At 69.0% G+C, this 26,831-nt stretch carries 26 protein-coding genes; 13 read left to right on the top strand and 13 right to left on the bottom strand.

The window, feature by feature from the left end; translation table 11 throughout:
* Positions 1-12 precede the first annotated feature (12 nt).
* Both A176_RS26315 and A176_RS26320 read right to left on the bottom strand, forming a co-directional pair.
* Positions 13-615 (bottom strand): SAM-dependent methyltransferase, encoded by a 603-nt coding sequence (locus A176_RS26315; protein WP_002638275.1) that lies wholly within the window; start codon positions 613-615, stop codon positions 13-15.
* Positions 612-2,048 (bottom strand): APC family permease, encoded by a 1,437-nt coding sequence (locus A176_RS26320; RefSeq protein WP_002638276.1) that lies wholly within the window; start codon positions 2,046-2,048, stop codon positions 612-614. Before A176_RS26320 ends, A176_RS26315 begins: the two co-directional genes overlap by 4 nt.
* A gap of 210 nt (positions 2,049-2,258) precedes the next feature.
* Between A176_RS26320 and A176_RS26325 the strand changes: the two genes are divergently transcribed.
* Complete coding sequence (locus tag A176_RS26325; RefSeq protein WP_002638277.1) at positions 2,259-3,524, top strand: MFS transporter; 1,266 nt, start codon at positions 2,259-2,261, stop codon at positions 3,522-3,524.
* 10 nt (positions 3,525-3,534) lie between these two features.
* On the opposite strand, the gene A176_RS26330 is transcribed toward A176_RS26325, so the two are convergent.
* The 3 genes from A176_RS26330 to A176_RS26340 form a co-directional block, all read right to left on the bottom strand.
* Positions 3,535-4,197 (bottom strand): DNA-3-methyladenine glycosylase family protein, encoded by a 663-nt coding sequence (locus A176_RS26330; protein WP_044889484.1) that lies wholly within the window; start codon positions 4,195-4,197, stop codon positions 3,535-3,537.
* A 65-nt stretch (positions 4,198-4,262) separates the two neighbouring features.
* Positions 4,263-4,751, bottom strand: a complete 489-nt coding sequence (locus tag A176_RS26335; RefSeq protein WP_002638279.1) for a hemerythrin domain-containing protein — start codon at positions 4,749-4,751, stop codon at positions 4,263-4,265.
* Positions 4,752-4,807: 56 nt separating this feature from the next.
* The gene (locus tag A176_RS26340) at positions 4,808-6,322 is read right to left on the bottom strand and encodes an FAD-dependent oxidoreductase (protein ID WP_002638280.1); all 1,515 of its coding nucleotides are present in this window, start codon (positions 6,320-6,322) and stop codon (positions 4,808-4,810) included.
* A 217-nt stretch (positions 6,323-6,539) separates the two neighbouring features.
* Here A176_RS26340 and A176_RS26345 point away from each other — a divergent pair, with 217 nt between their 5' ends.
* From A176_RS26345 to A176_RS26360, 4 genes are read left to right on the top strand one after another with little or no spacing between them, the layout of a single operon-like run.
* Positions 6,540-6,731 (top strand): hypothetical protein, encoded by a 192-nt coding sequence (locus tag A176_RS26345; RefSeq protein ID WP_002638281.1) that lies wholly within the window; start codon positions 6,540-6,542, stop codon positions 6,729-6,731.
* 4 nt (positions 6,732-6,735) lie between these two features.
* Positions 6,736-8,841 carry a PAS domain-containing sensor histidine kinase gene (locus tag A176_RS26350; protein WP_002638282.1) on the top strand — a complete coding sequence of 702 codons (2,106 nt, stop codon included), beginning with the start codon at positions 6,736-6,738 and terminating at the stop codon, positions 8,839-8,841.
* The gene (locus tag A176_RS26355) at positions 8,838-9,248 is read left to right on the top strand and encodes a response regulator (protein WP_044889409.1); all 411 of its coding nucleotides are present in this window, start codon (positions 8,838-8,840) and stop codon (positions 9,246-9,248) included. The genes A176_RS26350 and A176_RS26355 overlap by 4 nt, the downstream gene beginning before the upstream one ends.
* A gap of 8 nt (positions 9,249-9,256) precedes the next feature.
* Positions 9,257-10,099: a GvpL/GvpF family gas vesicle protein gene (locus A176_RS26360; protein ID WP_002638284.1), complete on the top strand. Its 843-nt coding sequence runs from the start codon at positions 9,257-9,259 to the stop codon at positions 10,097-10,099.
* A 2-nt stretch (positions 10,100-10,101) separates the two neighbouring features.
* Here A176_RS26360 and A176_RS26365 read toward each other — a convergent pair whose 3' ends face one another.
* From A176_RS26365 to A176_RS26385, 5 genes are all read right to left on the bottom strand, one after another.
* The gene (locus tag A176_RS26365; RefSeq protein WP_002638285.1) at positions 10,102-11,139 is read right to left on the bottom strand and encodes a DUF4340 domain-containing protein; all 1,038 of its coding nucleotides are present in this window, start codon (positions 11,137-11,139) and stop codon (positions 10,102-10,104) included.
* The gene (locus A176_RS26370; RefSeq protein ID WP_044889408.1) at positions 11,136-13,004 is read right to left on the bottom strand and encodes a motility-associated ABC transporter substrate-binding family protein; all 1,869 of its coding nucleotides are present in this window, start codon (positions 13,002-13,004) and stop codon (positions 11,136-11,138) included. Before A176_RS26370 ends, A176_RS26365 begins: the two co-directional genes overlap by 4 nt.
* Positions 13,001-13,723, bottom strand: coding sequence for an ABC transporter permease (locus A176_RS26375; protein ID WP_002638287.1), 723 nt, complete (start codon positions 13,721-13,723; stop codon positions 13,001-13,003). The genes A176_RS26370 and A176_RS26375 overlap by 4 nt, the downstream gene beginning before the upstream one ends.
* Positions 13,720-14,649: an ABC transporter ATP-binding protein gene (locus A176_RS26380; RefSeq protein ID WP_002638288.1), complete on the bottom strand. Its 930-nt coding sequence runs from the start codon at positions 14,647-14,649 to the stop codon at positions 13,720-13,722. Before A176_RS26380 ends, A176_RS26375 begins: the two co-directional genes overlap by 4 nt.
* A 72-nt stretch (positions 14,650-14,721) precedes the next feature.
* Positions 14,722-16,143 carry a TIGR01777 family oxidoreductase gene (locus A176_RS26385; protein ID WP_002638289.1) on the bottom strand — a complete coding sequence of 474 codons (1,422 nt, stop codon included), beginning with the start codon at positions 16,141-16,143 and terminating at the stop codon, positions 14,722-14,724.
* Positions 16,144-16,174: 31 nt separating this feature from the next.
* On the opposite strand from A176_RS26385, the gene A176_RS26390 reads away from it, so the two are divergent.
* From A176_RS26390 to A176_RS26415, 7 genes are all read left to right on the top strand, one after another.
* Positions 16,175-17,137 carry an L-threonylcarbamoyladenylate synthase gene (locus A176_RS26390; protein WP_044889483.1) on the top strand — a complete coding sequence of 321 codons (963 nt, stop codon included), beginning with the start codon at positions 16,175-16,177 and terminating at the stop codon, positions 17,135-17,137.
* A gap of 48 nt (positions 17,138-17,185) precedes the next feature.
* Positions 17,186-17,902, top strand: a complete 717-nt coding sequence (gene sitI6, locus A176_RS26395) for a SitI6 family double-CXXCG motif immunity protein (RefSeq protein ID WP_044889407.1) — start codon at positions 17,186-17,188, stop codon at positions 17,900-17,902.
* A gap of 69 nt (positions 17,903-17,971) precedes the next feature.
* A complete protein-coding gene (locus A176_RS40240; protein ID WP_002638291.1) occupies positions 17,972-18,118 on the top strand; it encodes a hypothetical protein in 147 nt (48 codons plus the stop codon).
* A gap of 76 nt (positions 18,119-18,194) precedes the next feature.
* Complete coding sequence (locus A176_RS38310) at positions 18,195-18,644, top strand: SDR family oxidoreductase (protein ID WP_237076896.1); 450 nt, start codon at positions 18,195-18,197, stop codon at positions 18,642-18,644.
* A 56-nt stretch (positions 18,645-18,700) separates the two neighbouring features.
* The gene (locus A176_RS26405) at positions 18,701-19,279 is read left to right on the top strand and encodes a hypothetical protein (RefSeq protein ID WP_144429623.1); all 579 of its coding nucleotides are present in this window, start codon (positions 18,701-18,703) and stop codon (positions 19,277-19,279) included.
* A 43-nt stretch (positions 19,280-19,322) separates the two neighbouring features.
* Positions 19,323-19,877, top strand: coding sequence for a HEAT repeat domain-containing protein (locus A176_RS26410; RefSeq protein ID WP_226993993.1), 555 nt, complete (start codon positions 19,323-19,325; stop codon positions 19,875-19,877).
* 232 nt (positions 19,878-20,109) lie between these two features.
* Positions 20,110-20,520, top strand: a complete 411-nt coding sequence (locus A176_RS26415; RefSeq protein ID WP_144429624.1) for a hypothetical protein — start codon at positions 20,110-20,112, stop codon at positions 20,518-20,520.
* Positions 20,521-20,530: 10 nt separating this feature from the next.
* On the opposite strand, the gene A176_RS26420 is transcribed toward A176_RS26415, so the two are convergent.
* A complete protein-coding gene (locus tag A176_RS26420; protein ID WP_002638293.1) occupies positions 20,531-24,076 on the bottom strand; it encodes a DEAD/DEAH box helicase in 3,546 nt (1,181 codons plus the stop codon).
* Between the two features lie 250 nt (positions 24,077-24,326).
* On the opposite strand from A176_RS26420, the gene A176_RS26425 reads away from it, so the two are divergent.
* The gene (locus tag A176_RS26425) at positions 24,327-25,355 is read left to right on the top strand and encodes a hypothetical protein (RefSeq protein ID WP_002638295.1); all 1,029 of its coding nucleotides are present in this window, start codon (positions 24,327-24,329) and stop codon (positions 25,353-25,355) included.
* Here A176_RS26425 and hemH read toward each other — a convergent pair.
* Positions 25,327-26,394 (bottom strand): ferrochelatase, encoded by a 1,068-nt coding sequence (hemH, locus tag A176_RS26430; protein WP_002638296.1) that lies wholly within the window; start codon positions 26,392-26,394, stop codon positions 25,327-25,329. The two genes, A176_RS26425 and hemH, sit on opposite strands and share 29 nt — an antisense overlap.
* Entirely contained in the window at positions 26,394-26,780 is a 387-nt protein-coding gene (gene apaG, locus A176_RS26435; RefSeq protein WP_044889403.1) for a Co2+/Mg2+ efflux protein ApaG, read from the bottom strand. The genes hemH and apaG overlap by 1 nt, the downstream gene beginning before the upstream one ends.
* Between the last annotated feature and the right edge of the window lie 51 nt (positions 26,781-26,831).

Below are 26,831 nucleotides of genomic sequence, written 5' to 3' on the forward strand. Positions count from 1 at the left end.
CGGCCGGAGTGACTACCGCGGCGCCCCGCGCGTGCCCCGTTCGGGGACGACCCAGAGGTAGAGGGTGCGCCCCTCGCTCTGCACCGTCTTGGCGGGCTCCCAGTCGCCCATGTCGAAGCTGTGCGACACGATGCGCGTGCCGGGCTTCAGCTCCGAGAGCAGCTTGGACTTGAGCCGCTCGTTGACGGACGGCAGCAGGTAGAGCGTCACCACCGACGCGTCGCCAATGTTCGCGTCGAAGAGGTCGCCCTGGCGGAACTCCACCTTGTTCTTCACGCCCGCCTGGTTCGCGTTTTCGTTGGCCTCGGAGACGCGCTCCGGGTTGATGTCCACGCCCACCGCGCGCTTGGCGCCGTGCTTCTGGACCGCGGAGATGACGATGCGTCCATCCCCGCTGCCCAGATCATAGACAGTGTCCCCGGGCTTCACGCCGGCCAGCGCCAGCATGTCCTCCACGGCCGTCTCGGGCGTGGGGACGTAGGGAACGTCGGGTGCCTGGGCGGCGCTGCCAGAGGGGCCGCGGACCTGCACCGTCACCTGCTGCTGCGCCGTCGAACTCCCGGCGCCCGCCACCGTCCCCATCGTGAGCGCGAGAACCACCATCTGTCGCTTCATGTCGCCTCCTTTGTTCGTTGCAGTCTGGGAGTGGTTGAAGTGCCAGGGGGTTGAGACGTGGCGCCCCGCGACCCACCGCGCGTGCGCGCCATCTCCACGGCGAAGAGCACGCCGCCCGAGGCCAGCACGGCGAGCCCCGCCAGGGCCCCCAGCCCGGTGAAGGCCAGGCTGGAGTAGAGGACGTAGGCGCACACACCGATGAAGAGCAGCGGCGTCACGGGATACAGCGGCACCCGGAACGGCCGGGGCGCGTCCGGCTCGCGCACGCGCAGCACCATCAGCGCCACGCCGGTGAGCAGGAAGAAGAACCAGAAGACGGGCGCGGTATACTCCACCATCGTCTCGAAGCCCTGGCGCGTCAGCGTCCCCAGGCCCACGAGCGCCAGCGAGATGGCCCCCTGCACCAGCAGCGCGCGCGAGGGTCCGTTGGACTTCTCGTGCCATTGCCCCAGGCCATTGAAGAGCACGCTGTCCCGCCCGAAGGCGTAGTGGGTGCGCGCCCCGGTCAGCACCGTGGCGTTGGCGGAGGTCAGCGCGGAGATGGCGATGATGACGCTGATGACCACCGCGCCGGCGTTCCCCACCGACCGCTGGAGCAGGTCCGCCGCCACCGCCTCCGAGCTCGCCATGCCCGCGAGTCCCAAGCCGCGCAGATAGGCCACGTTGACGAGCAGGTAGAGCGCCGTCACCAGGCCGATGCTCGCCAGCAGGGACCAGGCGATGGTGCGCCGGGAGCCTCGGACCTCCGACGACAGATAAGCCACCTCGTTCCAGCCGCCGTACGTCAGCAGCACGAACACCATGGCCAGCCCCCACGCGGTCCCCGACGACGCGGTCGCCGCGGGCGCGGCCTCCACGGGGGACGGCGCGGGCGCGAGGAGCAGCCCCACGACGATGACGGCCCCCACCCCGAGCACCTCCAGGGCCGTGAGCAGGTTCTGCGTCCGCGTGCCCTGCCGGAGCCCTGCGATGTTCACCGCCGTCAGCACCACCACCAGCACCGCCGCGTAGAGCGCGGACGAGTACGGCCCCAGCGGCAGCAACTGCGTGGTGTAGTCACCGAACACGAAGGCCAGCAGCGCGATGGAACCCGTGGGGATGACGGTCAACCGCGCCCACGCGAAGAGGAACGCGGGGCCCTTGCCCAGCGCGCGGTAGAGGTAGTGATAGTCACCGCCCGGATGCGGCCACGCGCTGGCGAGCTCCGCGTAACACAGCGCGCCCACGAAGGAGGCCAGACCGCCCAGGAGCCACGTCAGCAGCATCGCCTCCGCGCTGGAGGACTGCGCCGCCACCAACGAGGGCGCCTTGAAGATTCCCGCGCCCAGGACGATGCCCACGGTGAGGGCCATCACATCGAGCACGCGCAACGAAGGCCTGGGCGCCGCTTCGTCGCTCGAAACGGCCTTCAATCCTGCTTGCTGCTCATGCATGGTATCGTGCTCCACGCGCCCCGGCCGCCGACCGCAACCGAAGCAAGATGAGGCCGGGTCCCGGCCTGGGGGAGGACGAGCGTAGGGAGTGCCTGCCCTCCGTCCATGGGACGCGGGGCTCCCCTGCACAGCCGTGGACACGGCACCACGGACATCCAGACAGGCGGACACTTCAACGCTCGGGTCGCCCTGGCCCTATGCTGGACGCCGATGAGACTTCCCTCGTCCCGGCTCGCGCTGCTGGGTGTGCTCTACTTCGTGCAGGGCCTGCCCTTCGGGTTCCAGTCCACGGCCCTGCCCGTCTACCTGCGCTCGCAGGGCGTATCGCTGACCACCATCGGACTGCTCGGTGCCCTGTGGCTGCCCTGGGCCCTCAAGGCGCTGTGGGCGCCCTTGGTGGACCGCTACGGCTCGGAGCGCGTGGGCCGGCGTAAGTCGTGGATTCTTCCCATGCAAGCGGGGCTCACCCTGACATGCGCCGCCGCGGCCTTCGTGTCCTCACACGACTCGCTGCCCTGGCTGCTGGGCCTCATCTTCCTGATGAACCTGTTCGCCGCCACGCAGGACATCGCGGTGGACGGCTTCGCGGTGGACACGCTGCGCCCCAACGAGCTGGGCCTGGGCAACACCGCGCAGGTGGTGGGCTACAAGCTGGGAATGCTGACGGGCGGTGGATTGCTGGTGTGGGCCAGCGACCGCATTGGCTGGCAGGGCCTCTTCGTCGCCATGGCGCTGCTGTGTCTGGCCGCCTTCATCCTGACGCTCTTCGCCCGCGAGGCGCCCCCCGCCTCACGCGAGTCCGCGGTCTCCGAGCACGGCAGGATGGAGCCGGATTGGCGCGAGCTGTTCCAGCGCCTCAAGCAGGCACTGCTGTTGCCGGGCGCGGGCTGGCTGCTGCTCTTCATCGCCACGTACAAGCTGGGCGAGAGCATGTCCGACGTGCTCTTCAAACCCTTCCTCGTCGATTCAGGCATCACGCCCGCGCAGATTGGTTTGTGGGTGGGCACCTGGGGCACCGCGGCGTCCATCGTGGGCTCGCTGGCGGGAGGACTGCTCGCGTCACGCATGCCCTTGTTGAGCGCGGTGGGCATCACCGCCACCCTGCGCGTGGTGCCCCTGGTGGGACGGTGGCTGCTGGCCACCAGCGGCGTCACGGACAGCAGCGTCATCGCCGTCACCATGGCCGAGGAGTTCTTCGGAGGCGCGCTCACCACGGTGATGTTCGCCTTCATGATGTCGCGGGTGGACCGGCGCATCGGCGCCACCCACTACACGCTGCTCGCCAGTCTGGAGGTCTGGGGCAAGGCGCCCGCGGGCCCTCTCGCGGGCTGGCTCGCGGACCCTCGACACGGGCTCGGCCTGGGCTACGCGAGCGTCTTCCTGCTCGGCATCGTCCTGTCGGTGGCCTTCCTGGGGTTGCTGGTGCCCATGCGCCGCCAGCAGCCCGCGGCGCGCTCGGCGTTGGACACCGCCTGAGCGCGTGGCCTCAGCCTTCCGCGGGCAGCTCAGAGGCGCGCCAGAGGTACCAGCTCGCCACCGAGCGCCACGGGCGCCAGCGCTCGCCGTACGCGAGCAGGGCCTTGGGCTTCGGCATCTCCGGCAGGCCATAGGCTTTCATGAAGCCCTTGCGCACGCCGAAGTCGTCCACGGGCAACACGTCCGGACGTTCGAGCTGGAACATGAGCAGCATCTCCACCGTCCACTGGCCAATGCCGCGTACCTGGGTGAAGTGCTCGATGAGCTCCGCGTCGTCCATGCGCCGGACCTTGGCCAGCGTGGGCACGGTGCCCTCGTGCGTCTTGCGCGCCAGGTCCAGGAGCGCGGCCAGCTTGTTGGCGGACAGGCCCGCTTCCCGAAGCGACGTCTCCGGCACGGCCAGCAGCGCCTCGGGGGTGAACTTCTTCCCGGAGCCCACGCGCTCACACACGCGGCCGAAGATGGTCGCGGCGGCCTTGCCGTGGAGCTGCTGGTAGACGATGGACTCCGCCAACGCGCCAAAGGGGCTGTGCAGCGGGCGAACCTGGAGCTTGAAGGCCCCCACCCGCTTCATCAACGCGCCCATCGTCGGGTCCGCGCGAGCCAGGGACCGGCGAACCGCGGGTGTGTAGTAGCTGGGGTAGCGAATCTCGTCGGGAGGGGGACGCGGCATGGGCGGCGCCATGATGCCGCCGCCCCGCCCTCCGCGCGCAACCCGATTCTTGCGGCGCCGTCCGCTTAGATGGGCGCGGCGTGGTCCGTTTCCGAAGGCACCTGGTTGCGGGGCTCGCCCTCCATCAACTCCTCGAACTCCTGTTGCATCTGGACGCCCAGGTCCACGAGCTGCTCCGCGGACAGCATCTTCCGCACCTTCTTGAAGAGCTCGCCCTCTTCCTCCTCGACGTGGTGTTCGATCTGCTCCTGGAGCACCTGCATCTTCGCGTCGAACTCCTCGTCGGAGGGCTCCAGCTCCAGCAGGTCGGCGATGAGCCGCTTGGCGGACAGGTGCTCCTCCGCGGCCTCACGGAGCAGGTCCTCCGTGTCCACGGCCTTCGCCGCGGGATAGAAGTACTGCTCCTCGATGGCGGCGTGCGCGCTCAGCCGGTCCGAAATCATCTCGAACAGCTCCTGGCGCTTCACCTCCGCCCCCTCCGAGAGCTTCTCGTACTTCTTGAAGAGCTTCTTCACTTCGTCGTGCTGTTGCTTCAAGAGTTCGATTGCGTTCATGGCGCACCCTCTCCCTGTGTTGAAAGACGTCGGACGACGTGACGGCGGCCCACCGCTCAGGTGGGCAATTTCTTCGTGGGAAGGTCCTTCACGGCGGGCCCGTTGAGCACCTTGCCCGTGGGGCTGAAGCGGCCACCGTGACAAGGACAGTCCCAGGAGCGCTCCGCGCCGTTCCAGTGAACGTGGCAGCCCAGGTGTGTACACACCGGAGACACCGCGTGCGCGGTGCCATCCTCGGCGCGGTAGACAGCGACCTTCTGGCCTTCCACCTCCAGGACCTTGCCCTCCCCGGGCGCGACGTCCGCCAGCCCGTGTCCGTCCGGACGTGACAAGCGGTCCGCGACGAAACGAAAGGCGACCTCCGCGTTCTCCTGGATGAAGTCCTTCGCGCCCGCGTGGGGCTTCACCCGGGTCGCCGCGTAGAGCGCCGCGTAGGGGTTCTGCTTGTCCAGGATGGCGTCGGAGAGAATCATCCCCGCCAGCGTGCCGAACGTCATGCCGGTGCCGGAGAAGCCGGTGGCCACGTACACGTGGCGGCTGGCCGTGTTCCGGCCGATGTAGGCCAGCCCGTCCGCGGGCTCGATGACCTGACCGGACCAACGGTGCGTGATTTCCGTCAGCGGGAAGCGCCGCAGCGCGTACGCCTCCAGCGCGGCGTAGCGCTGGGCGGTGTCCACGTCCGTGCCGACCTTGTGGTCCTCGCCGCCCACGATGATGAACGCGCGCCCGTTCACCTGCTGCGTGCGGATGTAGTGATAGGGCTCCTGGCTGTCGTAGTACTGCCCCGGCTCCAGCGGCCCGTTGAGCGGGCCCGCCACCGCGTAGCTGCGGTAGGGATACAGCTTGGTGTGCATGGCCACGCGGTTGAGGGGCGTCGTCGTGGCCTCCACCACGGCCGCGGCGGTGACGGTGCCCCGGTCGGTGACGACGCGGCAGGGCGCGCCGTCGTGGATCTCCGTCACCCGCGTGTTCTCGAACACGTGACTGCCGTCACCCGGAAGCTGGTCCGCCAGCGCGAGCAGGTACTTCCGGGGATGGAAGAGCGCCTGGTCCTCCACGCGCAGCGCGCCCTTCACGGGGAACGGCAGGGGCACCTCGCGGGTGAAGGAGGCCAGCAAGCCGGCCTCGCGCGCGGCGGCGAGCTCATCGTGAAGGTCCGCCAGCTCGCGCTCCGTCTCCGCGTAGCGGTACATGGGCACGCGCTGGAAGTCGCAGTCGATGCCGAGCGTCTCCACCCAGGTGGCGATCTGCTCGATGGCGGCGCGGCTGGAGGACGCCGCGAGCTGCGCGCCCTTCTCTCCGAAGTCCCGCCGCAAGGTGGCGTAGGGCGTGTCCAGCATCTCCGTGAGGTGCGCGGTCGTCTGTCCCGTCTGCCCCGACAGGATGCGGTGCATCTCCAGCACCGCCACGCGTTTGCCAGCGCGTTTCAACAGCCACGCCGTGGTCAGCCCCGCCATGCCCCCACCGATGACGGCCACGTCCACCGTCACATCGCCCGGCAGCGCCGGGAAGTCGCGGGGCGGCGCCGTCACCGTCCAGAGCGACCTGTGCGCCCGTTGCTCTTCATCCATGGACAAAAGACTAGGAACGGGCATCCGGGCCGATAAGCCACGGGTGGCGTCCGCGCGGATGGCTGCCTACCCTGCTTCAAAGCACCGCGAATGTGCAGGAGCGAACAGAGTGCCGCTTGGGTTGTTCGCAAATCACGGTGCGGGCAACCCTGTTCTGGGGTGGCTCGCCCTCGCGCGTTACAAAAACCCGGAGTCCCGAGACCGAGGAGCCTCGACGATGCCCGTGGAAAGATTGGCAGGGAGCGCCAGCCTCGTCGACGTCTTGGACCGGGTGCTGGACCGGGGCCTGCGCTGGGACGTCAGCGCGCGCGAGCGGAGCTTCCGGAACTGGCCCTCCGCGTCCCTCTGTCCCATCGTGGTGGCGTCCGTGGAGCTCCGGACCCTCCCTCCCCATGCCCGCGGAGCCTGACGCAGTGGCCTCTCCCGTCGCACTGCCCACTCCCACGTCCGCGCCGGACCTCGAGGCGCGGCTCGCCCTGGCCGAGCAACTGCTCGCCTGCGACGAACCCCGTCAGTGCGCGGAGCACGTGGTGGCGTGGCTGTCCCGGCAGGGCCTCACGGACGTGGCCGCCTGCGTCGTCCGCGCGCCCGCCCTGGGACGGCTGGAGTGCCTCGCGGCCCGGGGCCTCTCCGACGCCGAGCGCGCCGCGCTGGCGTCCCCGGCGGAGGTCCTGGAGTCCCCCCTGGCCGAGGTCCTGCGGGAAGGAACGCCCCGCTTCTTCGCGCCCCCCCGCACGCCGCTGCCCGGTGGCGGCTGCCTCGTGGTGCCGCTGGGCCGTGCCGGCGCGCCCGGGGTGGGCCTGCTGCTGCTCTCCGCGGACAGCGCCGTGCCGCATCCCGACGTGGCGTGGGTGAGCACGCACTTCGGCCCCCGGCTGGCGTCCCTGCTGCCCGTGGCGCCCCGGGCGTGGGCGGGGGGCGAGCTGCTCCGCCGCATCATCGACACCGTGACGGACCCCGTGATGCTCACGGACCTGGAGGGACGGCCGCACATCGTCAACACCCGCGCCGAGGTGCTGCTCGTCGCCGGCGCGGACGCGAGCGACGGCCGGCGCCGCGCGACGGAGCTCAACCAGCAGGTGTTCTCCGCCGCGCTGGCCAGCTTCGCCAGTGGTGGCGCCTCAGGCGTGCGCCGCCGGGAGGTGCCCCTGGTGGACCCGGTCGAGGGAATCGACCTGCTCTTCGAGGTGGTCAGCACCCCCGTCGTGGAGCCCGATGGCCGCGAAGTGCTGGTCAGCGTGCTGCGCAACGTGACGGACCTGGGCCGCGCCACGCAGGCGCTGGGTGAGAGCTACCGCCGCCTGCGCGCCACCGAGCGGGAGGCCCGCAGCGAGCGGCACCGCCTGGACCGGGTGCTCGACTCGGTGCCGGACCCCATCATCCTGTCGGACCCTGCGGGCGGCATGGTGATGATGAATGGACCGGCGGAGAAGCTCTTCGCCACCCACCCGGACAGCGGCGAGGCCGCGCTGCGCCGGCTGCGCTCCAACAACGCGGGCTTCTCCTCGTTCCTGGCCAACCTGCTGGACGCGGGCGGCAAGCCGCGCTGGCGAGGGCAGCTCCCCCTGGTGGACCCCGCCACGGGCGCCACGCTGCCCATGGAGGCAGTGGCCAGCAGGGTCCTGGGCGATTCAGGTGAACTGACGGGCATCGTCACCCTCTTCCATGACCGCAGCGAGGCGCTGGAGAAGGCGCGGCTCCTGGAGCGGGTGAAGGAAGGCTCCGTCCACCTGGAGGCGCGCGTGCAGGCCGCCACCGCGGAGCTGGCCGAACAGAACGAGATGCTGCGCCGACAGGCCATCCAGGTGGAGCAGGCCAGCGCGGCCAAGTCCCAGTTCCTGGCCAACATGTCCCATGAGTTCCGCACGCCGCTCAACGCCATCCTCGGCTACACGAACATGCTGCTGCAGGGCGTGTCGGGCGAGCTGAGCCCCTCGCAGAAGCGGAACCTCTCGCGCATCGACTCCAACGGCAGACACCTGCTGGAGGTCATCAACGAGATTCTGGACATCACCCGCATCGAAGCGGGGCGCATGCCGCTGAATCTCTCCGACTTCGGGCTCCCGGAGCTGCTGCAGGAGGTGGTGGCGGAGATGGACCCCATCATCGCGCGCAGCAAGCTGAAGGTGGCCACGCACCTGGGCCCTCGGGTTCCCGCCGTGTACAGCGACCGGCAGAAGGTGAAGCAAATCGTCCTCAACCTCCTGTCCAACGCGCTGAAGTTCACCCATGAAGGCTCCGTGGAAGTGCTCGCGGAGTACGTCCCGGCGACCTCCACCATCACCATCTCCGTGACGGACACCGGGATTGGTATCGACCCGGCGAACCAGGAAAAAATCTTCGAGGACTTCCAGCAGGTAGACAGCTCCCCCACCCGCGCCTATGGAGGCACGGGGCTGGGTCTCTCCATCTGCCGTCGCCTGGCCGAGATGCTGGGGGGTCGCGTCACCCTCCAGAGCGTCCAGAACGAAGGCTCGACCTTCACCCTGCACTTCCCCCGACGCGCGAGGCGCGCATGACGAACCCAACCGAGACACCGAAGCCCCTCGTGCTCGTGGTCGACGACTACCAGGATGCCCGGGAGATGTACGCCGAGTACCTCGAGTTCTCCGGCTTCCGCGTGGCCGAAGCGAAGAACGGGCAGGAGGCCCTGGACAAGGCCTTCGAGCTGCACCCCGACATCATCCTCATGGACCTGTCGCTGCCCATCATCGACGGCTGGGAGGCGACGCGGCGGCTGAAGAACGATGACCGCACGCGCACCATCCCCGTGGTGGCCCTCACCGGCCACGCGATGACGGGACAGTCCGACGAAGCCAAGGGCGCGGGCTGCGACTCCTTCGTCACCAAGCCCTGCTTGCCGGACGCGCTGGTGGACGAGGTCCGCCGCGTGCTTGCCCTCCACGGAGGCACACCGTCGAGGTGAAGCGCACCATGCCCCGGACGACACGACCCCGGAAGGGGGCGGCTCGAAGCGCCAGGCGCACCTCCGCGGAGCGGGCACCTTCGCAGTCCCTCCAGCCTCCGTCAGAAACGCCACACCTGCCCCCCGAGGGGCCCCGCTACCTCTACGGCATCGTCCGCGACGCGGGGGACCTGGACTTCGGGCACCTGGGCGTCGGCGCCCCCGCCACCGCCGTGTACGCGGTGAAGGCCGCGGGGCTCGCGGCCCTGGTGTCCCTGGCGCCAGGATGGGTGGTGGACCCCACGCGGGCGCACCTGCTCGGGCACCAGCGCGTCACCGAGGCCATCCTGCGGGAGCACACCCTGCTCCCGGTGGCCTTCGGCACCGTGCTGGCCTCCGAGTCCCGGGTCCATGAGCTGCTGAGCACCGCCCACCAGGAGCTGACCCAGGTCCTGGACGCCCTGGAGGGCAAGGTGGAGCTGGGCCTCAAGGTGCTCTTCCACCGGGAGCACCTCGTCCAGCGGCTGGTGCTGGAGGATGCCCGGCTGGCCCGCGACCCGAACGAACCCGAGGCCGAACACGAGCGCAGGTTGGATGCCGCCGTGGAGGACCGCGCGCGGCGTGACATGCGGGCGCTGATGGACGGCCTGAGTCCCCGCGCCACGGCCACGCACGAGCACCCGCCCGTGGGCGAGCGGATGCTCCTCAACGCGGCGTTCCTCGTCGAGCGCGCGGGCCTGGATTCCTTCGAGGAGAAGGTCCGCTCCCTGGCCGCGCGCTCGGACACCTATGCGTTCCGCTTCACCGGCCCCTGGGCGCCGTACAGCTTCGTGGACGTGCGCCTGGGCCTGGGTGACGCGGCGGGGACCTGAGGCTACTTCCCCGACGCGGCCGACACGGGCGCCGTCACCCGCGCCGCTTCTTCCGCGAGCGCATCCACGCCCGCGTGCAGCTTGGCCCACCCGGTGGTGTGCTCGGTCCGGACGAAGAAGCCCTCCTCGCCCTTCGCCACCGTCACCTGCCCCACGGGCGCGCCCGCGCGGCGGTACTCCACCCGGAAGGACTCCCGAGGCTCGCCACCGGCCGGAAGCTCGTCGCGGCCGAGGAAGTCGATGGGAATCAGCCGCCACACGCGGTCATGCCAGTTGCGCGCGAACTCGTCTGGACGCTCCGGCGCCTCTTCCGGCGCCAGCGACACCGGCCCCGGCGCCTTGCCCGTGGCGCTGAAGGTGCGCGCGCCGCCACTCGCGGTGATGACCACCGAGTCGAAGTCGCCCAGGTCGAAGGTGTGCAGCCGGCGGTCCACCAGGCGGCTGTTGGCGTTCTCCAGGTCCGGCAGCAGCGCCGGGCCCAGCAGGTACACGCGGCCATCGTCCTCGCTGCGCAGGTACGGCGTCCCCCAGCCGCCCGAGGGCGAGGCCAGGGTGAACACGCGCGTCTTGCCGCCCACCGTCACCGTCAGCTTGCGCTGCGACGTGGTGAGGCCGACCTCCTCCAGCTTCTTCGCGTCCAGCTCGCCCAGCGCCCGCGTCGCGCGCAGGGGGGCGAAGCGGGAGAACAGCTTGTCCGCGACGTCGTTGCCGCGCAGCTCACGCGGCGGCAGCGGCTCGGAGGCGGCGGCCGCTCCCGCATCCGCGGTCCCCGCGTCCGTGTCCTGCGCGCCCCCCGAGCCCGTCTTCCAGGCCTTCTGCCCCAGACGCACCCAGAGCCGATCTCTCGTGCTCGCGTCCCGGAAGACATCCACGAAGCGGCTGTCGTCCTCGTAGCGAATGCTGTCCAGGGCGCGCACCGGCGCGTCCACCACCGTCACCTCGCCTGGGCCCGCGGAGGGCTCGCGCTGCCAGACGACGAAGGCGGCCACCAGCGCCACCCCCGCCAGGGCCCCTTGAAGGGCCAGGTCCCGAACCTTCATCGCTCACCTCCCGCCACCGCGGTGCGCGGCGCTCGGCGTCCTCGCCGGCGCGTCATCACGAAGCCCACCGCCAGCACCAGCGCGGGGCCCAGGAACACGGTCGCGTAGAACCAGACGGCGTCCTGCTCACGCGTGTGCTGGATGGGCGTGTCCTCCTCCGACGACACCGCGCCGGAGATGGCCTCCTCGCCCGTGAGCCAGCGCAGCGTGTCCACCGCCAGGTAGGCGTTGCCCATGTTGCCCATGAGCAAGTCGCTCACCGCGTCCGCGTCCGCCATCACCACCACGCGCATCGACTCCTGGCCCGGGGGCGAGGGCTTCTCCACCGCGATGACCAGGGGCCAGGGCCGCCGCGACTCGTTCGCGTCCAACGTGAAGTTGCCGTTGGTGTCCGCGAACGTGGCGCCATGCGCGCGCACGGAGACGTTGTGCACCAGCCCGCCCGGTGGCGGCTGAATCTGGTCCAGCGCGCCCGCGCCCGTGAAGACGGCCGGGGCCTGTCCGGCCAGCGAGGACAGCGACGTGACGGACGGGTGCGAGGAGAACGTCGCCGTCCCCAGGTTCCCCCGGTCGCTCTGCTGCCGCGTGGTGCGGAAGTACACCTGGTCATTGGCCAGCGGCGTCTTGAGGAACTTCAGTCCCAGGGGATCCAGCAGCGGCTGGAAGTCCGGGCCTTCGGGCTCCAGCGCCAGCCACAGCCGACCGCCCCGGTTGACGTACTCATTCAGCGCGTTCAGCTCCTCGGTGAGGAACGCCTGCGTCGCGCCCGCCACCACCACCACGGAAGCGTCACGCGGCACCTCGGTGCCCAACCCCTCCGAGACACCGAGCGGCCGCACCTCGACGTTCTGCGCGCGCAGCAACTCCTTGAGCTTCTCCACGGACGGACGGGTCGTCTCGCCCGGCACCGCGCGCGACTCGGCGCGCTCTCCGTGGCCGGAGGTGAAGTAGACGACGCGGCGGGGACGCGCGACCGTCAGCAGGCGGCGCTGAATCTCCTGGTCCAGCCGCTGGAGCTGACCACGGGCGCGCTCGATTTCCAGGCCGACCGTGAAGGGCTCCTTCCGGTCACCACGAGCCAGGACGACGGTGCCGTTGCTGTGGACGCCCAGGCTCCGCGCGCGGGACGGCTCCACCGCCTGGTCCAGGCGCTGCACGTTGAGGAGCTCGGGGCTCTCCACCGCGAGGTCCCGGAAGTACTGCCCCACCGCTTCACCGACCTCGTTCGCCGGAGGGAAGAAGAGCGTCACATTCAGCGGCTCGTTGAGGCCGCGAATCACCTTGCGCGTGGCATCCCCGGGCTTCGCGGTGCGGAAGTAGGACAGGTCCCACGTCACGTCGGCCTGCGTGGCCACGAACATGGACGCGAAGGCGAAGATGAGCACGAAGGCCAACCCCAACCCCGAGTACAGCGCGCTGCGCACGCGTCCCGTCTCCAGCACCGGCGCGCGCGACATCGCCGCGGCGGCCACCTCCACCATCGCCAGCGGCAGCAGGCTGCACGCCATCAGCGCGGGGAACAGCGCCGCCAACGACACCGCGAGCCGTGGCGACTTCTGCGACAGCGGCCCGCCGAAGAGGCCCGTGCCCACGTCGGACTGGAGGAAATAGAGCACCAGCGCCGCCAGGCCCACGCCGTACAGACCCAGCGCCCACGCCTCCACCGCGCGCCGGTCCGCGCTGGCCGCGCGCAGCCGGAGGAAGCGCCAGAGCAGCGCGCCCACCGACACCGCCACGCCCAGACCGGACAGGACGGTGCGACTCGTGCCCATGCCGAAGATGCGCTCGCCCATGAAGATGGCCAGCAGGCCCGAGACGAAGGCCAGCGTCACGGGAAGTCCCCCGCTCACAGGACGCGTGCTCATCGCCACCTCCGCGCCTCGAGCACCCGCGTGGCCGCGAACAGCGCCACGTAGGTCACCACGAGGTAGTAGACGACGTCACGCACGTGGATGAGCCCCGCCTGGAACGGCGGGAAGTGCTGATTCCACAGGGACATCGCGCTGAAGACATCCGCCAGCGGCTGCTCGGTGATGCGCGCCAGCAGCCAGCACAAGATGAGCGCCACCAACATCACCGCCGACGTAATCGCCGCGAGCAACTGGTTGCGCGCCAGCGCCGAGCCGAACGTGCCCACCGCCAGTGACGCGCTGCCCAGCAGCAGCAAGCCGAAGTACCCCCCCGCGACATGGCCGAAGGACACCTTGCCATTCACGAGCACGAGCAGCGGCATGTACACGGTGCACGCCACATACAGCGCCAGGAAGGCCAGCCCCGCGAGGAACTTGCCCAGGACGATGTCCCGGTCCCTCAGCGGTGACGAGTACAGCAGGGGCAGCGTGCCCGTCTGCCGCTCCTCGGCCAGGAGGCGCATGGAGATGAACACCGAGGCGACGATGGTGAAGCCGCTCGAATAGTAGAAGAACTGGGACAGCACCTCGGCGGAGCGCTTGCTGGCGCCGCCCAGGGCGTACGCGTTGAAGAACAAGCCGTTCAACGCGAGGATGACGGCGATGATGACGTAGCCGCTGAGCGTGCGCAGATACGCGGACAGCTCGCGGCGGGCGATGAGCAGCGCTTTCACGCGCGCACCTCCTGGCCGTGGGTCAGCCGTAGGAAGATGGATTCGAGCTGTCCCGCGCCCTGGTCCAGGCGCAACAGCTCCAGGCCCGCGCCCACCACCGCCTGCGCCACGCGAGGACGTTGGTCCGGAGGGGCCCGAACCGTCAGCGCCACCACGCCGTCCGAAGCACGGTCCACCTGCACCGCGCCGAAGCCTTGGAGCACTTCCACCGCGCGAGCCCGGTCGCCGCGCACCTCGAGCTCGATGGAGCCCCCGCCGCCCATCTTCGCCGCGAGCTCGTCCTCGGTGCCCTGCGCCACCAACATCCCCTTGTGGATGATGAGCAGCCGGTCACACGTCTGGGAGATTTCCGGGAGGATGTGGCTGGAGACGAGCACGGTGTGCGCGCCCTTCAACCCGCGGATGACGTCGCGCATCTCGACAATCTGCCGGGGGTCGAGCCCGCTGGTGGGCTCGTCGAGGATGAGCAGCGCCGGCTTGTGCACCAGCGCCTGCGCCACGCCGACCCGCTGACGGTAGCCGTGGCTGAGGGTGGAGATGAGCTCGCCGTGAACATCGCGCAGGCCCGTCTTCTCCTCGGCCTCACCCACGCGGCTGGCGGTGTCTCGAGAGGTGACGCCTCGCAACTGCGCGACGTAGGCCAGGTACTCGCCCACCGTCATCTCGTCGTACAGCGGCGGCACGTCGGGCAGGTAGCCGATGCGCTGGCGCACCTCGTGGGCATTGCTCACCACGTCGTGGCCATCGATGACGACGCGGCCGGAGGTCGGGAGCAACACGCACCCGAGCACCTTCAACGTCGTCGACTTCCCGGCGCCGTTGAGGCCCAGGAAGCCAATCACTTCTCCCTGGCTGATGGTGAAGGCCAGGTCCCGGATCGCCGCGTGCTCACCGTAGTATTTGGTCAGCCCTTCGACCTGAATCATCAGGTGTCCTCTCCCCTTCGAATGCGTCGTTCCTTCTGGCGCAGCGGAGGGGATTGTCAAGCGCCGGACTCGCTAAGAATGGCGGTATTCAGGGCCCTCCGTCGTGCGACCCAGCGTGAACCGCAGCGCGCCTTCCAGGTCAGGGAGGAGGAAGGCGAACCCCAGCCGCTGGGCCGCCTGCGGCGCAATCCGAGCGCCGTCCAGCAGCGCCTCCTGGCCCATCTCACCGAAGAGCGTGCGCACCACGCCAGCGGGCAGCGGGAAGACAGCCGGCCGCCGGAGCACTCGCCCCAATGTCCGGGCGAAGTCCCCTTGTTTCACGGCTCCCGGCGCCACCGCGTTGAGCGCCCCTCGCGCCGCCTCGGTGAACACGGAGAAGTGGATGAGGCCGAGCACGTCCTCCAGGGACACCCAGCTCATCCACTGCTGCCCCGAGCCGATGGGACCTCCGCCTCCGGCCAGGAACGCGGGCACCATCTTCGCCAAGGCGCCCTCGCGCGCATCCAGCACGGGGCCGATGCGCAGGTGGACCACGCGGATGCCAGCGGCCTCGGCGGGCGCGGCGGCGGCCTCCCATTCGCGCGCGACCTGGGAGAGGAAGCCCTTCCCGTCCGTGCTGCTCTCCTCGGTGATGAGCTCGTCGCCGCGGTCGCCGTAGATGCTGCTTCCGCCCGCGGACACGAGCACCTTGGGCTTTCGCTTCATCCGGGCCAGGGCCTCGGCCAGGGTGCGTGTGCCCTCGGTGCGGCTCTTGAGGATGGCGTTCTTGTACTCGGGGGTCCAACGCTGGCCGGCCACGTTGACGCCGGCCAGATGCACCACGGCGTCGACGCCTTCGAGTGAATCGATGTCCACCTCGCCCTTGTCGGGCGACCAGGCGACTTCGTTCCGGGAGGGGTCCGCCTTCCCGCGAACCAGGCGCTTCACGGTGTGCCCTCCCGTGGTGAGGAAGGGCACCAGGGACGAGCCCACCAGCCCCGAGGCCCCGGTGACGGCGATGGTGAGCGGCCCTTGGTCCGCGAAGGCGGCGTGACGCTTGAGGTCCTCGCGGGTGATGCGGTGCCGGTACGCGAACATCCGCTCCAGGGTGCGGCGCGCGAAGCCGCCTCCGAAGAGGCTGCCCAGCGGGCCCACGGGGAGGACGTACTCCACATCGTCCTCCAGGATGGAGGTGGACGTGGCGGGCTCAGGCCACATCCGATGGGAGTGAACCCACTTCGCGAAGGGGCCGGACACCTGCGTGTCCTGGAACATCGCGCCTTCGACGTAGGCGGTGTGCTCGGCCACCATTCGCTGGGGGATGGGGCCCACGCGCATCCGGACGACGACGCGGGCGCCGGTGCGGATGCCGTCTCCGGTGCGCTCCACGACCTCTGTTCGTTCCCAGGGAGGTGCCAGGCGCTCGAACGCCCCTTCCCGGGCATGCCAGGCGAAGAGTTCGGTGGCGGAAACCGGCATCCTGCTGCGTGCATCGAAGACGTGCGACTTGCCCATGTTCCCTCCTGGGGCGACAGTGCGGCCGCGCATGATTGCTCCAGAGTCCCTTGAACGCGCGGTGGAATTGCTGCGGCACGGCGGTGTCGTCGCCCTGCCGACGGAAACCGTCTACGGCCTGTCCGCCAACGCGGAGGACGAGCTGGCCGTGCGCCGCGTCTTCGCCATCAAGGGCCGTCCCGCCACCCACCCGCTCATCGTCCACATCGCGGGCGTGGAGCACCTGGGGGCCTGGGCCCGCGAGGTTCCGGAAGCGGCGCGGAAGCTCGCCGAGGCCTTCTGGCCCGGACCGTTGACGCTGGTGCTACCGCGCACGGCTCGCGCAACGGATGCGATTACGGGAGGACAGGACACGGTGGCCCTGCGCGTGCCGAACCATCCGGTGGCGCTGGAGGTGCTGCGGAAGTTGGGCGGAGGTCTCGCCGCGCCGAGCGCGAACCGGTTCGGCAAGGTGAGCCCCACCACGGCCGAGCACGTGCGCGAGGACCTGGGCAGCGATGTGGACTTCATCCTGGATGGAGGTCCGTGCACGGTGGGCGTGGAGTCGACCATCGTGGACCTGAGCTCCGAGGCGCCCGCGATTCTGCGCCCAGGTGGACTGGCGGCGGAGGACGTGGAGCGGGTGCTGGGGCGCAAGGTGCCCGTGCGCACGTCGGCCACGGTGCGCGTATCGGGTTCGCTGGAGTCGCACTATGCGCCGCGAGCGGGCGTGGTGCTGACAGAGCCCGGGCAAGCCGTGGCGCGCGTTCAGGAACTGCGTGAACAGGGATTGCGCGTGGGTGTGCTCGGGCCCGCGAGCCTTGCATTGCCGCCCGATGTGCCCCGCTTTGACGTGCCGACTGTGCCCGCAGAGGCAGCGCGCGTGCTGTATGCCCGGCTGCGTGAGGCGGATGCCCAGGGGCACGACGTCCTGGTGGCGTGCCTGCCCGCGGAGAGCGGGTTGGGAATCGCGGTCCGGGACCGCCTGTCCCGCGCTGCGGCTCCGCGCGGGTAAGAAGCCCGATCTTGGCGCCATAGGTCTGCGCCCACGGAGAATGAGCCCGTGAAGTTCTATGTCGTCGAAGAAGACAGAACCGCGGGCTTCACCGGAAACTTGACCGTCCGCTTCCCGTGGGGATTTCCGGGTGTGACCGCTTGCGAGACTTGCGGTGCAGCCGGCGGATGGGCGGGCCTCCAGTATCCTTGTGTCGACCTCTCGGAGTTTCCAGAGCGAACAGCCCTTGAGAATCCAGGGCGGCAGGTCAGCTTCGAAGAATTCCGCAGGTTGCGAGACCTAGTCAGTCCTTTCGCTCCCCCTGGGGCTCGATTGGAGCCCGGAGCGGATTTCGGGCCTCCGACTGGTACGGGCACAGGCACCTTCGGCGATTTCTTCCTGCAGAACCCCTGGTCCCTCTACATCCGGCGCGAAGCACTGGAACGTCTTCAAGGTGAAGGCCTTCGAGGACTATCGGGCTGTCCGGTGAACGTGAAGTTTCGCGGGAAGTCGCCGCCATACTTGCTCGCCATGCAGTTGAAGTTCCAAGGCCGGCTTCGCGGGGAGCATGTGAGTGCGCAAGAGAACGCCCCGTGTCCCAAGTGCGGTTCATCCCGGCACACGATGCCTCAGTTGCCAAGCTTCGACGTCCGCACCATGTCAGACGCACCCGACCTTTTCAGACTCTCGGACTGGCCCACCCTCATCATGGCGAGCCAACGCATGGTGACCGTGGTGCGGCAACTCGCGATGACAGGTGTTCGTTTCGTAGAACCTACGACGTAAGCTTCGATGATGGAGCGCACACGTGAACCTGCGGTGGGATGCCCCATTCTCTCGGGTGACCCAACACCCATGAGTTCTCCGAAGGCTTCCGCGTACATGGCCGCCAGCCTCTATGGATTCATCGCCGGCACCGAAAGTGGGTTCGAACTCCAGTCGACTGTCGAGCGCGCGGGCAAGGCCTACGGATTCGAAGGCTTCGACGAGGGGAGTATCTGAGAAGGCTGCGTTCGCGACACTCCAGAATCGCATTGCTGTAGTGACACGCGGCGCGTCCGGCATCGGACTTGAACTGATGCTTCAACTGGTACGCAGAGGTGCACATGTCGCGGCTTGCGATGTCGACCGCAAGAGCCTGGAAGCGGCAGTTCGACGGGCACGGAAGCTCAACCCGGACGTATCCGTGACTGCGCATCTGCACGACGTGTCCGAGGAGAAGTCGGTTGCGCGGCTCGTGAAGAAAGTCACCAAAGGGCACGGAACGGATGCCATCCACCTGCTGTTCAACAACGCGGGCGTCGTGGGCGGCGGCTCGTTTGTCGTCGGACCGCGCGACGAGTGGGAACAGACGTTCGCGGTGTCCTGGTTCGGCACCTTCGCCAACTATCAGCCCCTGTCAGCCAAGGAGGCGGCAGAAGCGATCCTCGGCGCGGTAAGCACTGGCGACTGGCGGGGCGTTATCGGCCAGGACGCGGAAGCGATCGATGCGCGCGGTCGACCAGAGCCGTGGTCGGTCTACGATTGAGGGGTGACCTGGCCCCATTCACGTCGGGCAAGCCCGCTTCGCGTTATACTTCGCCCATGAGCCGCTCGACGGACGCAGCCTCGCCACTGACGACGCGCTGTCTTGAATGGAGTCGTTGGCTCGGCTGGACCAGCGTCGCGGTCGCAATGAGCATTGGGATCTTGGCGGTGACCAGCGGCCGAATGGACTACACGATGACCGGCGGATACGACGATTGTTTTGGCATCGGGTCCTCGGCTTCAGATGTCCTCCTTGGCATGACGCAGATCCTGGCCGTCGCCTTGTGTGGCAGAAAAGGCCCCAAAGCACTCTGGACTGGCGTCGTCACCACCCACTTCGTTCAGCATGTCCCCGCAGCCGCGATGATGGCATGGGCCGTCGTGGATATCCCTATTCCGATAGGTAGACCATACAATGCAGCAGTCTTCTGGTGGACGGCGAGGGCTCTCGTTGCAGCATGCGCCATCATTTGGCTCGGCGTGAAACGAGAGGGTCCAAGCGCCCGTGCCATGAGCGCATCGGCGATCATCAGCCTCGCGATCCTATGGCTCCTAAGCCTGCGATGGAATGACTTTCACATCAACCCCATCCTTCCCTGGAAGACCCTTCACCAGTTCTTCTCACTCAACCTGTGAAGCCGTCAGGGCCAGCACCACCATGACGTGGATGGGGCCAAGAATGAGCACTGACAAGCAAGCGCTTCTCTCCGATGAGCAACGCGAAGCCGCCCTGCAAGCCCTCGTTGGTTCCAACCCGACCGCCATCATCCAAGCCGCGAACCTTCTCTCAGGTGACTCGACGACCACGCCCAGGTTGCTGGAGCTGCTTGAGGTCGAAAGTCGCCCCGCTTCGAGGCAGGGAATCCTCTTCGCGCTCTCCTGGCACGGCGATGTCAGCTTGTGGGGGCTGATGCTGCGAATCCTCGCCGATGTCCAGGAAGCCCCTGTGGTCCGAGGACAGGCAGCAGAGGGAGTTGCATACCTGTTCTACAAGGTTCAGCCCGAAACGGAGGAATTCGAACTCGCTGCGCGGACCCTCTTGAAGGCCCTGGAGGATCCATCCCTTGAAGTCCGCTATGGGGTGATATTCGCGCTAGGCGCATCACGGCACCTCTCATTCCTCCCAGTCCTTGAAGCCTTGATTGAAGATCCAACTCCAGTTCCCGGCTGGAACGACACCATTGGCAGAAAAGCCGCCGATGCAATCGAAAGCCTGACCTGGGGAAGAGAGTGACAACCCTCTGAATCAAGGCCCCCTCGTCCCCGGGGCAGGAATTCAGTACGTTTCCCAAATGGAGCCCGCTTCGACTACGAACGCCCCGCTGGCGAAATTCCGCTCAGAATGGCTTCCGATTTTCGGATGGACCGTAACCGCGGTCCTCACAGTTGCGCTCATCGAGTCTTTGGTCAACCGCGCGACAGGGTGGGAGATGGGTTACACCCTATCCGGTGGTCAAGGGGACTGCATGGGCTTCGGCAGCGGAGCCGCGGATATCGCCGTAGGCATTGCACAACTCGTGGCTGTCTATATTTGCAGAAGAACAGGGCCGAAGGCCTTCTGGACTGGTATCGTGACCACCGAGTTCATCCGATACGTCCCCGCCGCCGCACTCATCATGTGGCTCGGCGTTTCAGAGCCCTCCGAAGTGGGCTACTTGCTTCGCTCCGCATTCTTCTGGTGGCCCCTGAGAGGGGCGTTCGCAACCGTCGCATTCGCCTGGCTCTGCTTGAAAGCAGAACGACGGCGTTCGATTGCCGCGTCGGGAGTCACAAGCATCATCATCCTCGGAGCGCTCAGCTTGCTGTTTGCGAAGCACTACTTCGATGGCGCGCTCCCTGCGAGAACCGAGAACCTGTGGGGAAGGATTCATCGGTGACCGCCTCAGCTCAGTGCCGAGTCCGAGGCGCCTCTTCCTCCCCAGGAGGCGCCAGCCGCTGAGAAAGCAGGCCCAGCAAATCCTGCGTCGACAGCCGTCCCGCCGCGTCCTTCCCTTCCAGCACCCCCGCCACCAGCGCGCGCTTGTGCTCGTGCAGGGACAGCATCTGCTCCTCGATGGTCCCCCGCGTCACCAATCGGTACACCGTCACGGGCCGCTCCTGGCCAATCCGGTGCGCGCGGTCGGAGGCCTGGTCCTCCACGGCGGGGTTCCACCACGGGTCCAGGTGAATCACCGTGGTCGCCGCCGTGAGATTCAGCCCGAAGCCTCCGGCCTTGAGCGAAATCAGGAACAGCGGAACGTCGCCCTCTTGAAACGCCCGCACGCGCTCAGCCCGAGCCCCCGCGGGCGTCTGCCCATCCAGGTACTCGTAATCAATCCCCTCCGCGTCCAACACCTCGCGCACCAGCGCCAGGTGTGACGTGAACTGGCTGAACACGAGCGCACGGTGCCCCTCCGCGCGCAGTTCCCGCACCAACTCCATGAAGCGTTCGAGCTTGGCCGACTCCAACTTCGACCCCGCGTCATACAGCCGCGGATGTGACGCCAGGAGCCGCAGCCGCGTGAGCGCCGCCAGGATTTCGATGCGCCGCTCCTGCTCCTTCATCACCGGCTTGCGCGTCTCCAGGTCGGACAGCGCGGCCAGGCGCGCGTCCTCGTAGAGCGCCCACTCCTCTGACGACAGGACGATGGGCACCCGGATGTCCGTCCGAGGCGGAAGCTGCGCCTCCACCTGCGCCTTCGTCCTTCGCAACAGGAAGGGCTGAAGCACCCGCGCCAACGCCGGCGCCGCCGTCGGGTCCACACCGCGCTCAATCGGCGCGGCGAAGCGAGAACGGAATGCCTCCCAGCTCCCGAGCAGCCCCGGGAAGACCACGGCGAACAAGCTCCACAGCTCGCCCAGATGGTTCTCCAGTGGCGTGCCCGACAGTGCGAACTTGAAGTCCCCCTGGAGCGCCCGGGCCGCCCGGAAGCGATGCGTCGTCGCGTTCTTCAACGTCTGCGCCTCGTCGAAGACAATCGTCGCGAAGCGCAGCTTCGACAGCCGCTCGATGTCCCGCGTGAGCAGGCCATAGCTCAGCACCAGTACGTCCTTGGGCCCCAGCTTCTCCAACGTCTGCCCCCGGTCCGACACCTCCGAGAACGACGTCATCCGCAGCGACGGAGCGAAGCGCTTCGCCTCCTCCATCCAGTTGAAGGCCACGGACGTCGGCGCCAGCACCAGCGCGGGCCCCAACTTGGCCCGGTCCAGGAGCATCGTCAGCGCCTGCACCGTCTTGCCCAGACCCATGTCGTCCGCGAGCACCCCACCCGCGCCCCACGACGCCAGCCGCGTCAGCCAGCGGAAGCCCTCCAACTGGTAGTCCCGCAGCGACGTCTTCAACGCGGCGGGCACCCGAGGCTTCAGCTCCTTCGCCGCGAAGATGCGCTCCACCAGCGACTGCCACGTATTGTCCGCCTCGACGTCCGCGCCCGCGTCCTGGAGCGCCTTCATCGCCTCCACCGCGGACGGCCCCAGCTCCAGCCCATGCCGAGTGGCATGCGCATGGTCCGCGAGCCGCTCCAGGTGTTCCCGCAGTGCCCCCTCAATCTCCACGTACGACGTCGCGTCCACCTGGACGTAGCGCTCCTTGCGCCGAGCCGCATCGAGCAGTCGCGCCAGCTCCACCCGCTCCCCCTCCACCGCGAGCCCGCCCAACACGCCGAACCAGTCCCGCTTCCGCTCCAGGATGACCTTCAGCGCCTGCGGAGAGGGCGCCTGGAACAGCCGCACCGGCGCGCCCACCCACTCCAGCTCCGGCCGGGGCTCCACCTCCGTACACGCGGAGAGCACCGCGAGCCCGCCCTGGGCACTGGTGAAGCGGAACGTGAAGGGCAGCTCCTCCGGCTCCGCGGTATCCAGCGGCAACCGCGCCTGGAGCAACTCCGCCGTCGCCCGTTCCTGAACGAAGTCACGAACCGCGTGCACCGCGCCCGTGCCGCGCCGGACATGGACATCCCGCGCCCCCTCGCCCGGAATGAACGTAGGACTGTCCGCCAGTGGTCTCGCGCGCAGCTCCACGCGGACCGCGCCACTCGCGTGGGCCTCCATGCGCACCACGGAGGTGTAGCGCAGCGGCACCGACTCCCCCATGACACTGCGAGGCAGCGCCACGGGCACGCGCAGCGACAGCTTCGACAACTGGTCCAACAGCGCGACGTGACTCTCCGGAGGAAACGCATTGCCATGGCGGTTCAGCGCCGACAGCAGCGCGCGGACCTCCGGGCCCGCGTCCAGCACCGTGAGCACCCGCTGGCTGTCATCCCAGACGTAGAGCCCCTCCTCCGGCGGCGCCCGGCGCACCCGCTCCAGCATCGCCGAGGGCAACATCGCCCCGTCCACACCCGCGCTCACGATGACCACCCCATCCCGGTCCTCGGCGACGAGCCCGACCTTGGCGCGCTCGATGCGCACCAGCAGGTCCGGGTTCTCGTCCAGGTGGATGCGGGGGTGGCCCACCAGTTCGAAGAGCAGCGCGCGAGACGCGGGGGCCTCCGACTCCGGCAGCAACGCCGCCAGCCGCGCGTCCGACGCCGAGAGCTGCGAGCCATGGTCCTGCAACAGCTTGCGCCGGCTCACCTTCGCGCCCGTGCTGCGCTGCCCCTTCTTGTTGCGCTTGTGCACATACGGCGCGAGCTCCACGCCGTACCCGTTGATGACATCCAACCGCCACGACACCTCGCCACCACCGGGTCCACCGGGACTGTCGTCGACAGCCCGCTCCAGCGCCCGCAGCGCACGCTCCCAGCCGGGACGGACCAGCTCTTCCAGCTCCTCGCCAAACGTCTCCGTCCAGGACTGGCGAAGCCACAGCAGCGCCGTGTCGATGACGGCCAGCAGGTGGACACAGAACGTCGCGCCACACGTGCAGTCTCCCGTCACCTCCGTGGGGGAGAAAATCAGCCGGGCTTCCGGAAGGATGAAGCCCGCATGCGCGCCCACCGGCAGCTCGGAGATGCGCGTCTCCCGCAGACGGAAGCCCGGGAGCGGCGCGTCGTACTGCATCAGGTCCGGCACCAGCGCGTGCATCGGCCGGGGGGCGACGGCGGCCGGGACACGCGCACGCAGCGCCAGCAGCAACCCGTGGACGCGGTGCGCCCGGACATCCTCGGGCGGAGCCAGCCGCTCACCGAGCGAGGCCCGTGACACCTCCGCCCCCAACCGCTCCGCCTCCACGAACCGCCAGGCGAGCGTGGGCAACAGCTCCTTCATCCGCGGCGACGGCATCGCCTCCGTCATCCAGCGCGCCAGCGAATCCGTGCTCAACAACTCCACCAACCGGCGGCGGGCCAGCACGGGCCGCGCCTGCGGGAGGTAGGCGGCTTCGACCAGCGGCATCAGCACCGCCAGGCTCAACCGCGACAGGTGCTCGAGCCCCTGCGCCCGCAGCCACGCCAGCGCGTCACTGGCCGTATCGAACAAGGGAGTCACGGACGTATCGAGCGGCGCGGACATGCCCCCGCTTCTTCGCAAAGCAGCCACGAAACGCAAGCAGGGCCGTGGCACACGCACAGAGCGGACGGCCGGCCGCATGTCGTCACTTTCCGTGTATCCGGCCGAGCCCCCGCGACCAGAGATTGCCAGTCACGTCAAGACGCAGGTCGACATCGACCTCGCGCCATTCGCCTCGCGGCGGCCGGGTGACGTACTTGAATGACCTCGCTCGCTTCGATATCCCGCCAGGGCTGCCAAGGAGCGTCCCCGCGTGAAGCGAAGCGTGTTTGGCCTGGTCGTTGCCCTGTCACTGACCGCCTGTAAGGAAGAGCCTCGAGGGCAGATGGAGCCCATTCCCCGCCCGCCGGGGATGAAGGACGCTCCTCCGCCCGCGGAAGCGCCCGCTGCGGCCGCCGCCGCGGAGCCGCCCGTGGACCCGTCGAAGGTCGTCCTCCGGTGGAAGCTCGCGAAGGGCGCGTCCACGGCCTACCGGCTCGACCTCGAGCGCACCAGTGCCGCCCCCGCCTCCAGCGCCGAGCCAGAGACGCCCGCGAAGGGCGCCAAGGGCAAGGGCAAGGCCGCCGCGAAGCCCGCCCCCGCCGCGCCGCCCGTCGCCCCCCTGCCCGACGCCGTCACCTACGCGTTGGAGCTCACCGACTCGGGGGACTACCGCCTCCGCGTCACGCCCGTGGGCAGCGACGCGAATGTCGACGTCGGCACGCTGAGCGAGCGCGGCTTCGTGCTCGACGGCCTGCAGGGCGCCACGCGGAACATCGCCACGCTGGTGCTGGAGCTCCCGCGGGACCCCGTGGGCCCCAATGACACCTGGTCGCTCGGCACCCAGTTGATTCTCACCGATGAGCTGGGCACGCAGTTCCAGCCCGGCCAGCCCGAGCGCCGCAACCGCGTGAAGCTCGTCAGCCTGACGCCTGTCGAAGGCGGCGAGCAGGTCGCCACGCTGGAGTACGACATCTCCGAGACGCTGGCCGGCAAGGTCCGCGCGAAGGACGCGCCGCCCACCTCCCCCGCGCGCGCCGCCGAGGAAGACGCGGAGGCCGCGTCGGAGAACCCGAAGAGCAAGCCCCCGTCGGACGCCGACGCCAGCGCCGAGGTCACCATCACCGGCCGCGGCGAGTTCCTGGTGAAGGCCGGACAGTGGCGCTCCTGGGAAGGCACCCTCACCACGGTGACGAAGGGCCGCTTCCCCACCGCCGCGCTCCAGGTCCCCACCGGCGGCCTGAAGCTGCGCCTCTCCTCGGCGAAGGCCGCGCCTACGCCAACGGCCCAGCCGGAGCAGTAGGCGGCCCGTCCGACTCGCGCACCAACTGCACCACGGCGTCCACCCAGGTCGGGTGGGCGTTGAGGGAGGGGACGAGCGTCAGGGACTCCCCTCCCGCCTCCAGGAACTGTTCCCGCGCGCGGAGGCCAATCTCCTCCAGCGTCTCCAGGCAGTCCGCCACGAAGGCCGGGCACATCACCGCCAGGCGCTTCACGCCCTTCTGCGCCAGCTCTGGAAGCACCACGTCCGTGTACGGCTTCACCCACGGCGTGCGGCCCAGCCGCGACTGGAAGGACACGCTCCACCCGTCCGCCGGCAGCCCCAACCGCTGGGCCAGCCCCCGCGCCGTCGCGTAGCTCTGCGCGCGGTAGCAGTGCCGGTTCGCGTCCGTCATGGCGTCACAGCAGGAGGAGCTGGCCAGGCAATGCGCCCCGGTGGGGTCGCTCTTGCGCATGTGCCGCTCTGGCAGGCCGTGGAAGCTGAAGAGGACGTAGTCGGCGCGCGAGTCCTCAATCACGGGCCGCGCCACGGTGGTGAAGGCGTCGAGGAAGCCCGGGTGCTCGTAGAAGGCCGGCACCGCGCGGACGAAGGGCACGTCCCACCCCTGCGTCAGCACCTCGTAGGTGCGCGCCAGCGAGGACGCCGTGGAGGACGTGGCCTCCTGCGGATACAGCGGCAGCACGGTGAACTCGGACACGCCTCGCGCCTGCAGGGACGCCACCGCGTCCGGGATGGACGGCGAGCCGTAGCGCATGCCCAGCGCCACCTCGTACTGCCCCGCCAGCCGCTGCGCCACCTGGTCCGCCAGGGCCTGGCTGTACACGAGCAGCGGCGAGCCCTCCTTCATCCAAATCTTCCGGTACGCCTCCGCGCTCTTCGCCGGGCGCACCGGGAGGATGACGAAGTTGAGCAGCGCCCAACGGGCCACCGGATGGATGTCGATGACGCGCGGGTCATTGAGGAACTCGCGCAGGTAGCGGCGCACCGGTGCCGCCTCCGGCGCATCCGGCGTGCCCAGGTTGATGAGCAGCAGCCCTCGCTTCGAAGTCGGCGTAGGCATCAGTGCAGGGAGTTGGGGAGGGTGAGCGCGAACTCGGCGATGCGCGCGTCGAAGCGCGTGCCGTCCGGCCGCACCATGTCATAGCTGCCGCGCATCGTGCCGAAGGGCGTGCGCAGCATGGCCCAGCTCGTGTACTCGAACCGCTCCCCGGGCCCCAGGTGGGGCTGACGGCCCACCACGCCCTCGCCCCGGACCTCCTCCACCTTGCCCGTGGCATCGGTGATGACCCAGTGGCGGGCCTTGAGCTGCGCCGGCACGTCGCCCTCGTTGACGATCTCCACCGTGTACATGAAGGCGAACTGCCCGGACTCCGGAGCGCTGCGCTCCGGCCAGTAGGCGGGCTTCACGGTGATGCGGATGCCGTCGGTCGTCGCACTGGAGGACATGCCCCCAGATTTGGCGGCAACCGCACCCACTTGCAAGGAAAACACCGGGTT

The sequence above is a fragment of the Myxococcus hansupus genome, assembly GCF_000280925.3.
Taxonomy (GTDB): domain Bacteria; phylum Myxococcota; class Myxococcia; order Myxococcales; family Myxococcaceae; genus Myxococcus; species Myxococcus hansupus.

Bases quoted from the DNA above. Each gene is read 5' to 3' on its own strand.
- A176_RS26315 (WP_002638275.1), bottom strand. From the start codon at position 615: ATGAAGCGACAGATGGTGGTTCTCGCGCTCACGATGGGGACGGTGGCG.
- A176_RS26320 (WP_002638276.1), bottom strand. From the start codon at position 2,048: ATGCATGAGCAGCAAGCAGGATTGAAGGCCGTTTCGAGCGACGAAGCG.
- A176_RS26325 (WP_002638277.1), top strand. From the start codon at position 2,259: ATGAGACTTCCCTCGTCCCGGCTCGCGCTGCTGGGTGTGCTCTACTTC.
- A176_RS26330 (WP_044889484.1), bottom strand. From the start codon at position 4,197: ATGCCGCGTCCCCCTCCCGACGAGATTCGCTACCCCAGCTACTACACA.
- A176_RS26335 (WP_002638279.1), bottom strand. From the start codon at position 4,751: ATGAACGCAATCGAACTCTTGAAGCAACAGCACGACGAAGTGAAGAAG.
- A176_RS26340 (WP_002638280.1), bottom strand. From the start codon at position 6,322: ATGGATGAAGAGCAACGGGCGCACAGGTCGCTCTGGACGGTGACGGCG.
- A176_RS26345 (WP_002638281.1), top strand. From the start codon at position 6,540: ATGCCCGTGGAAAGATTGGCAGGGAGCGCCAGCCTCGTCGACGTCTTG.
- A176_RS26355 (WP_044889409.1), top strand. From the start codon at position 8,838: ATGACGAACCCAACCGAGACACCGAAGCCCCTCGTGCTCGTGGTCGAC.
- A176_RS26360 (WP_002638284.1), top strand. From the start codon at position 9,257: ATGCCCCGGACGACACGACCCCGGAAGGGGGCGGCTCGAAGCGCCAGG.
- A176_RS26365 (WP_002638285.1), bottom strand. From the start codon at position 11,139: ATGAAGGTTCGGGACCTGGCCCTTCAAGGGGCCCTGGCGGGGGTGGCG.
- A176_RS26370 (WP_044889408.1), bottom strand. From the start codon at position 13,004: ATGAGCACGCGTCCTGTGAGCGGGGGACTTCCCGTGACGCTGGCCTTC.
- A176_RS26380 (WP_002638288.1), bottom strand. From the start codon at position 14,649: ATGATTCAGGTCGAAGGGCTGACCAAATACTACGGTGAGCACGCGGCG.
- A176_RS26385 (WP_002638289.1), bottom strand. From the start codon at position 16,143: ATGGGCAAGTCGCACGTCTTCGATGCACGCAGCAGGATGCCGGTTTCC.
- A176_RS26390 (WP_044889483.1), top strand. From the start codon at position 16,175: ATGATTGCTCCAGAGTCCCTTGAACGCGCGGTGGAATTGCTGCGGCAC.
- A176_RS40240 (WP_002638291.1), top strand. From the start codon at position 17,972: ATGAGTTCTCCGAAGGCTTCCGCGTACATGGCCGCCAGCCTCTATGGA.
- A176_RS38310 (WP_237076896.1), top strand. From the start codon at position 18,195: ATGCTTCAACTGGTACGCAGAGGTGCACATGTCGCGGCTTGCGATGTC.
- A176_RS26405 (WP_144429623.1), top strand. From the start codon at position 18,701: ATGAGCCGCTCGACGGACGCAGCCTCGCCACTGACGACGCGCTGTCTT.
- A176_RS26410 (WP_226993993.1), top strand. From the start codon at position 19,323: ATGAGCACTGACAAGCAAGCGCTTCTCTCCGATGAGCAACGCGAAGCC.
- A176_RS26415 (WP_144429624.1), top strand. From the start codon at position 20,110: ATGGGCTTCGGCAGCGGAGCCGCGGATATCGCCGTAGGCATTGCACAA.
- A176_RS26420 (WP_002638293.1), bottom strand. From the start codon at position 24,076: ATGTCCGCGCCGCTCGATACGTCCGTGACTCCCTTGTTCGATACGGCC.
- hemH (WP_002638296.1), bottom strand. From the start codon at position 26,394: ATGCCTACGCCGACTTCGAAGCGAGGGCTGCTGCTCATCAACCTGGGC.
- apaG (WP_044889403.1), bottom strand. From the start codon at position 26,780: ATGTCCTCCAGTGCGACGACCGACGGCATCCGCATCACCGTGAAGCCC.